This window comes from Moorena sp., assembly GCF_982860115.1.
Genome location: NZ_CEYLVT010000083.1, coordinates 22,631 through 28,630, shown reverse-complemented (window position 1 = coordinate 28,630; position 6,000 = coordinate 22,631). Strand labels below are relative to the sequence as shown.

The following is a 6,000-nucleotide window of genomic DNA, read 5'->3' as shown; positions in this document are numbered from 1 at the left end:
TTAAGAATTAAGAATTAAGAATTAAGAATTAAGAATTAAGAATTCTACATTCTGCATTCTAAATTCTTAATTCAAAAAGGTTGTTCGCCAAAGGCGTTCGGTGAAGGGTAGGTTGAAGGTTTAAGGTTTAAGGTTGACTGTTTTTTAGAGAACCTGCAACCTACTAACCTGCAACCTACTAACCTGCAACCTGCAACCTACTAACCTGCAACCGAAACTAACCTGCAACCGAAACTAACCTGCAACCGAAACTAATCTTTAACCTGTTAAGCAGAGACTAGGAAGGTCTGTTTGTATTCTGTGATCGCTTCTTTTAGAATGCTTTCGGCTTGATCAGTGATTTTCTTCTCGTTTTTGATAATCTCAACGTACTCTGGCTTGCTGGTTTTCAAGTAGTCCCGCAGTCCCTGAGTAAAAGTTGTCACCTTATCAGTAGGCACATCATCTAGATAGCCATTGAGTCCAGCGTAAACGATTGCCACTTGCTCAAACACAGCTAGGGGTGAATTCTGAGGTTGCTTCAACACTTCCCGTAAACGCTGACCCCGAGCCAACTGAGCTTGGGTTGCGGCATCCAAGTCGGAGGCAAACTGAGCAAAAGCTTGCAAGTCGTCAAACTGGGCTAGTTCTAGCTTCAACTTACCAGCCACTTTCTTCATGGCCTTGGTTTGGGCAGCAGAACCTACCCGTGACACTGAGATACCAGGGTTAATCGCTGGTCTGACACCAGAGTTGAATAGGTCAGAGGAGAGGAAGATTTGACCATCAGTAATAGAAATTACATTAGTCGGAATGTAAGCTGATACGTCACCAGCCTGAGTTTCAATAATAGGCAGAGCGGTCATACTACCACCACCGAGTTCATCATTCAGTTTAGCTGCCCGTTCCAACAACCGGGAGTGGACGTAGAACACATCTCCTGGATAAGCTTCCCGTCCTGGTGGACGGCGCAGCAGTAGGGACATCTGGCGATAGGCTTGAGCTTGCTTAGACAAGTCATCATAAATCACTAGGGTTGCCTTACCCTTGTACATAAAGTACTCGGCAATGGAGGCACCGGTGTAGGGAGCCAAGAACTGTAGAGTAGCTGGGTCATTGGCATTCGCTGCCACGACCACAGTGTAGTCTAATGCTCCTTTTTCCTGGAGGGTATTCACGACTTGGGCTACAGTAGATGCCTTTTGACCAATAGCAACATAGACACAAATAACATCTTCCTGTTTCTGGTTGATGATTGTGTCTACAGCAATAGCAGTTTTCCCGGTTTGTCGGTCACCGATAATCAACTCCCGCTGACCGCGTCCAACGGGAATCATAGCGTCAATAGCGGTGATTCCCGTTTGCATGGGTTCACAAACTGAACGCCGCGCAATAATCCCTGGGGCCATGGATTCCAGCAGACGGGATTCAGTGGTTTGAATGTCACCCTTACCATCAATGGGACGACCCAAGCCATCAACTACCCGACCAATCAGTGCCTCTCCGACGGGTACCTGAGCAATCTTACCAGTAGCAGTAACCGAGCTACCTTCCTGGATCTTTAAACCATCCCCCATCAGCACTGCACCCACATTGTCCTGTTCTAAGTTCTGAGCAATGCCAATGGTGCCATCTTCAAACTCCAGCAGTTCCCCAGCCATGCACTTTTCCAAGCCATAAATCCGGGCAATACCATCACCAACTTGCAAAACTGTTCCAACGTTGGAAACCGCAAAACCTTGGTTATATCCTTGAATTTGCTGCCGAATAATGCTGCTAATTTCGTCTGGTCTAATGCTAATCATGATGTGTTTTTATCGTTAACTAACTAATTGTTTACTGTTAACTATTAACTGTTGACTGTTGACTGTTGACTGTTCAAGGTTATGTCCCAAAGGGTTAATCTTTAACCAACTAACCTAGCTTAAAAGGTAAGCCTCAGAGAACCAACTAACTTACCCTACACCGACTACGGGGCGAACAACCAACGTGACGTACTTCAACTGGTCAGAGCCATACCGATGCGACGGAGTTGTCCTTTTAGACTGGCATCAAATATCTGAGACCCGACTTTAATGATCACACCACCAATTACATCCGGGTCAATTTTTGTATCCAGTTCTACCTGATTGGCTCCCGTGAGGGACTTAACTTTCTCACGAACTGATTCTTGCTGAGCTTCACTGAGTTCTATTGCTGAACTGACCTCAGCCAAAACAGTTTGATCTAACTCCCTGAGAAGTTCTTGGTACTTCAGGCAAATGCCTTCCAACAATACAATGCGCCCACGGTCTACTAGAATCCTCAAAAAATTCATGGTGTAGGGGTGAAGTTGGTCCCCACCAATTTGTTGCAACACCCCGATTTTATCCTCAGCTTTGACCACAGGAGAGCCTAAAAACTCCTGCAATTGCGGCGATTCTTTCAAAAGACTCAGCAGAGTATCTACATCCTCACTCAGTTTGCCTTTGACTTCGTTATCGGACTTAGCCAAATCGAGCAACGCTTCTGCATACGGTTCGAGTACTTGGGCACTCAACAAACTACCTTTCATGAGCCACCTCCCAACAGAGCGATGTTGCGGTCAATTAATTGTTGTTGAGCGGAATTATCTAATGTATCTCTGAGTTGGGCATCAACCTTAGCCATTGCCATAGTAGCAACTCGCTGGCGTAGTTCGGCCATTGCTCGTTCCCTTTCCGAGTTCAAATCCTGAACTGCTGATTCTTTCATCCGTTCAATCTCTTGAGCCGAAGCGGCCAAAATTGCCTCTTTAGCTGCTTTAGCATTAACTTCTGCTGCAGCACGAATGTTTTCTGCCTCGACTTGGGCTTGAGCTAACTTCTGCTGTTGATCTGCTAAGGCTTCGGCTCCTTCTCTTTGACGAGCTTCTACTTCTTTAATGGCCTGTTCAATTTTTGAGCGTCGTTCACTCAAAATGTTTCCCACTAATTTGCTTCCGAAGTAGTAGAGTACTCCCAACAAAATACTCAGGTTGATTAGGTTGGTTTCAAGAATATTAAAGTTTAATCCAAAACCACCTTCTCCATGAGCTTCTGTTGCTAATAATACTAAATTCCCCATCATATCCGTTTACAATTGTTTTGAACGCATAATCTTGCTAAGCTATGACCTGTCCACCTACTCTCAAGATAATTATCTCAAGACAATTATTTCAATACAATTATCTCAAGATAATTAATAGTTTGAAATAGTTTGACAGTACTCCCACATCGCCAATCTCTTAGGAGTTTTAGTAAATATATGGGTCAGGCGGTCAAGACGCCACCATTTATCTTACTAACGCTGGTCCTAACAATTTTTTTAAAATTTGGCCAGATAGATCATCCACCTGTTGTTCGAGGGAAGCCATCGCTTGCTGTTTCTGTTGATCAATTTCTTCTTGAGCTTTTGCTCGTTCAGCCTGAGCTTCTTGTTGTGCTTCAGCAACCGCTTGAGCTGCCATTTTTCTGGCATCCTCTTGGGCAGCAGCGATCACAGCTTGAGACTGCTTCCGGGCTTGAGCCAACTGTTCTTCATACTCTTTAGCCATCTTTTCGGCTTTAGACAAGCGTTCTTTGGCATCAGATTCCTGATTCCGGATGTATTCGTCACGCTCATCCAGCGTTTTTGTCAGTGGCTTATAGAATATGGCATTTAATACGACTGTCAAAACTAGAAACTGCAATGCCATCAGAGGCAGAGTAGCATCAAAATCAAACATTTTTTACAAATCCCAAATCGGAATAAAACCGAACAATTCACCGCATCAGACCTACCATGTAGAGACGTTGCAGGCAACGTCTCTACATAAAGTATCAGGTTCTAAGAAAATGGGTTAGCAAACAGCAGTACCAGAGAAATTACCAGACCATAGATAGTCAGGGATTCCATGAATGCCAAGGTTAACAGCAAAGTACCGCGAATTTTTCCTTCAGCTTCCGGCTGACGAGCAATACCTTCTACAGCTTGACCAGCAGCGTTTCCTTGACCGATACCAGGGCCGATAGCAGCTAAACCGACAGCAAGAGCAGCAGCGACAACTGAAGCAGCAGCAATGATTGGATCCATGATGATTTTTCTTATCCGTGATTAAAGAACAAAATACAGAGCTACTAGTCAGAAGGAAACTCCGAAGGAGTGATCAATTCCAACTATTCCTAATTTAAGGCTACCGTGCCATTCCCATCTTAAGGTTATCCCTTAATGTTCTTCGCCTTCGACTTCTATTGCCTCGTGAATGTAGGCAGCTGCCAAGGTAGCGAATACCAGGGCTTGAATTGCACTGGTAAATAGACCTAGCGCCATAATTGGCAACGGGATAAACAGAGGCACTAGCAGCACCAACACTGCTACTACCAATTCATCTGCCAGAATATTGCCAAATAAACGGAAGCTTAGGGAGAGGGGCTTGGTGAAGTCTTCTAAAATCTTGATCGGCAAGAGGATTGGTATTGGCTGAATATAGCCAGCGAAGTAACCTAAACCCTTCTTGCTCAAACCAGCGTAAAAATACGCCAAGGATGTTAGTAAGGCTAAAGCAACGGTGGTATTGATGTCATTGGTAGGAGCCGCCAGCTCACCGGATGGGAGCTCGATAATTCCCCAAGGAATTAGGGCTCCTGACCAGTTTGACACGAAGATAAACAAAAACAGTGTACCGATAAAAGGTACCCAAGGGCGATATTCTTTTTCCCCTAGCTGGTTTTTCGCTAAATCCCTCAAAAATTCTAGGGCGTACTCCATCAAATTTTGGATACCGCCAGGAACCATTTGGACATTTCGAGTTGCCGCAAGGGAAGCTAATACCAGAATAGCAATCACTACCCAGGAGGTGAGAAAAACCTGACCGTGTAATGTTAAATTGCCAATCCGCCAATAAAAGTGTTCACCAACTTCTAAGGAAGCAAGGGGTAAAGAATTCAGAACGTTTAAAGCATTTATCATTTCCATTCTGGAGATTTACCCAGATTTCTGTCAAGGGTGAAACGTCTGTTTATCCTACCAATAAATCCGACTTAAATAAATCTTACTTAGAGGTAGGATTTACTAGGCTTTGCAGGATATAGACGATAATTGCGGCTTTGTACGTCAGAAACCCTAAAAATATAGGAAGTATTTGTAATTTTTGCCATTGACTGGCTACTACAATTATCCCAATAAAAACCGCAAACCGAGCCGTGCTCGGACGCCTATTTTGTTGGCTTAGCCGCTCTACGTCTTTAGCCAACATTCTCAAGTAAACCATACCAGTACACGCCCCGATCAAATAATTCAAGGCAATGTTGAGGGAGTAAACCACCCACACACAGATGAAAATAATCCCTGTCGCAACTAGGGTGACCAACAACAGAGTTTGTTTGAGTTGGTAATACTCCTCCATTGACGAACTCGTTGAAGGGGACAAGTAACTTGTTTGCGTGTTTTCCTCCATGGTCAATGGTTTCTCAAGAGGGTCATCTGACAAGTTCACCGGTAGCAGCAAATGCTAGTCCAGTCATCTGGCTTGTTTTCACAAACCAGAGGTAATCATATCATGGGAAAGGTCACAATACTTAACAAATCTGGTATAAAAATAACTAATCCCTCCGAAGTGCGGTATAAGTAAGGGTTTCGGCTGACAGGGTGATGGATAAATGCGGCAACGGATAGGTGCATGTAACGCATAGGTAGTGACCACACAAACTCAGCTTGCGGACTTAGGCTCACCACACCAATGATTTTCTGTGAGTCCTTGAGGTGCGGACTTGGTGTGTATAGCTCCACCTTTGAAGGGGAAAGTCTATAATCTTGTATTGGGATCCTAATGCGTTCGCGTAGCGTGGCCTACGGCCAATGGCATCAGCGCGGAAGCTGAGGCCGTAGGCCAATCCCGTAGCGGCTCGTACCGAGCATCGCGTTTGACCGGAAGGATATATCATACTAAGTTGCGGTCAAAGATACAACTTTCTCTTGCCCCAATCTCCCCATCTCCCCATCTCCCTATCTCCCCATCTCCCTATCTTTGAATGCAACTCGGTA

Annotated in this window: 7 protein-coding genes; all 7 read right to left on the bottom strand. The window is 44.7% G+C overall.

The genetic code is table 11. The features are described 5' to 3' along the window. Positions 1–266 precede the first annotated feature (266 nt). Positions 267–1,784 (bottom strand): F0F1 ATP synthase subunit alpha, encoded by a 1,518-nt coding sequence (gene atpA, locus AC4II3_RS15985; RefSeq protein WP_488008248.1) that lies wholly within the window; start codon positions 1,782–1,784, stop codon positions 267–269. A gap of 194 nt (positions 1,785–1,978) precedes the next feature. Continuing rightward, positions 1,979–2,533, bottom strand: a complete 555-nt coding sequence (gene atpH, locus AC4II3_RS15980; protein WP_488008246.1) for an ATP synthase F1 subunit delta — start codon at positions 2,531–2,533, stop codon at positions 1,979–1,981. Further along, complete coding sequence (locus AC4II3_RS15975; RefSeq protein ID WP_488008252.1) at positions 2,530–3,063, bottom strand: F0F1 ATP synthase subunit B; 534 nt, start codon at positions 3,061–3,063, stop codon at positions 2,530–2,532. The genes atpH and AC4II3_RS15975 overlap by 4 nt, the downstream gene beginning before the upstream one ends. 208 nt (positions 3,064–3,271) lie before the next feature. Continuing rightward, positions 3,272–3,703: a F0F1 ATP synthase subunit B' gene (locus tag AC4II3_RS15970; protein WP_293074030.1), complete on the bottom strand. Its 432-nt coding sequence runs from the start codon at positions 3,701–3,703 to the stop codon at positions 3,272–3,274. A gap of 101 nt (positions 3,704–3,804) precedes the next feature. Continuing rightward, positions 3,805–4,050 (bottom strand): ATP synthase F0 subunit C, encoded by a 246-nt coding sequence (atpE, locus tag AC4II3_RS15965; RefSeq protein WP_070392129.1) that lies wholly within the window; start codon positions 4,048–4,050, stop codon positions 3,805–3,807. A 132-nt stretch (positions 4,051–4,182) separates the two neighbouring features. Next, positions 4,183–4,932 (bottom strand): F0F1 ATP synthase subunit A, encoded by a 750-nt coding sequence (atpB, locus tag AC4II3_RS15960; RefSeq protein WP_293074033.1) that lies wholly within the window; start codon positions 4,930–4,932, stop codon positions 4,183–4,185. A gap of 76 nt (positions 4,933–5,008) precedes the next feature. Continuing rightward, on the bottom strand, positions 5,009–5,413 hold the full coding sequence (locus AC4II3_RS15955; RefSeq protein ID WP_488008245.1) for an ATP synthase subunit I: 405 nt from the start codon (positions 5,411–5,413) through the stop codon (positions 5,009–5,011). Between the last annotated feature and the right edge of the window lie 587 nt (positions 5,414–6,000).

Bases quoted from the DNA above. Each gene is read 5' to 3' on its own strand.
- AC4II3_RS15970 (WP_293074030.1), bottom strand. From the start codon at position 3,703: ATGTTTGATTTTGATGCTACTCTGCCTCTGATGGCATTGCAGTTTCTA.
- AC4II3_RS15975 (WP_488008252.1), bottom strand. From the start codon at position 3,063: ATGGGGAATTTAGTATTATTAGCAACAGAAGCTCATGGAGAAGGTGGT.
- atpB (WP_293074033.1), bottom strand. From the start codon at position 4,932: ATGGAAATGATAAATGCTTTAAACGTTCTGAATTCTTTACCCCTTGCT.
- atpH (WP_488008246.1), bottom strand. From the start codon at position 2,533: ATGAAAGGTAGTTTGTTGAGTGCCCAAGTACTCGAACCGTATGCAGAA.
- atpA (WP_488008248.1), bottom strand. From the start codon at position 1,784: ATGATTAGCATTAGACCAGACGAAATTAGCAGCATTATTCGGCAGCAA.
- AC4II3_RS15955 (WP_488008245.1), bottom strand. From the start codon at position 5,413: ATGGAGGAAAACACGCAAACAAGTTACTTGTCCCCTTCAACGAGTTCG.
- atpE (WP_070392129.1), bottom strand. From the start codon at position 4,050: ATGGATCCAATCATTGCTGCTGCTTCAGTTGTCGCTGCTGCTCTTGCT.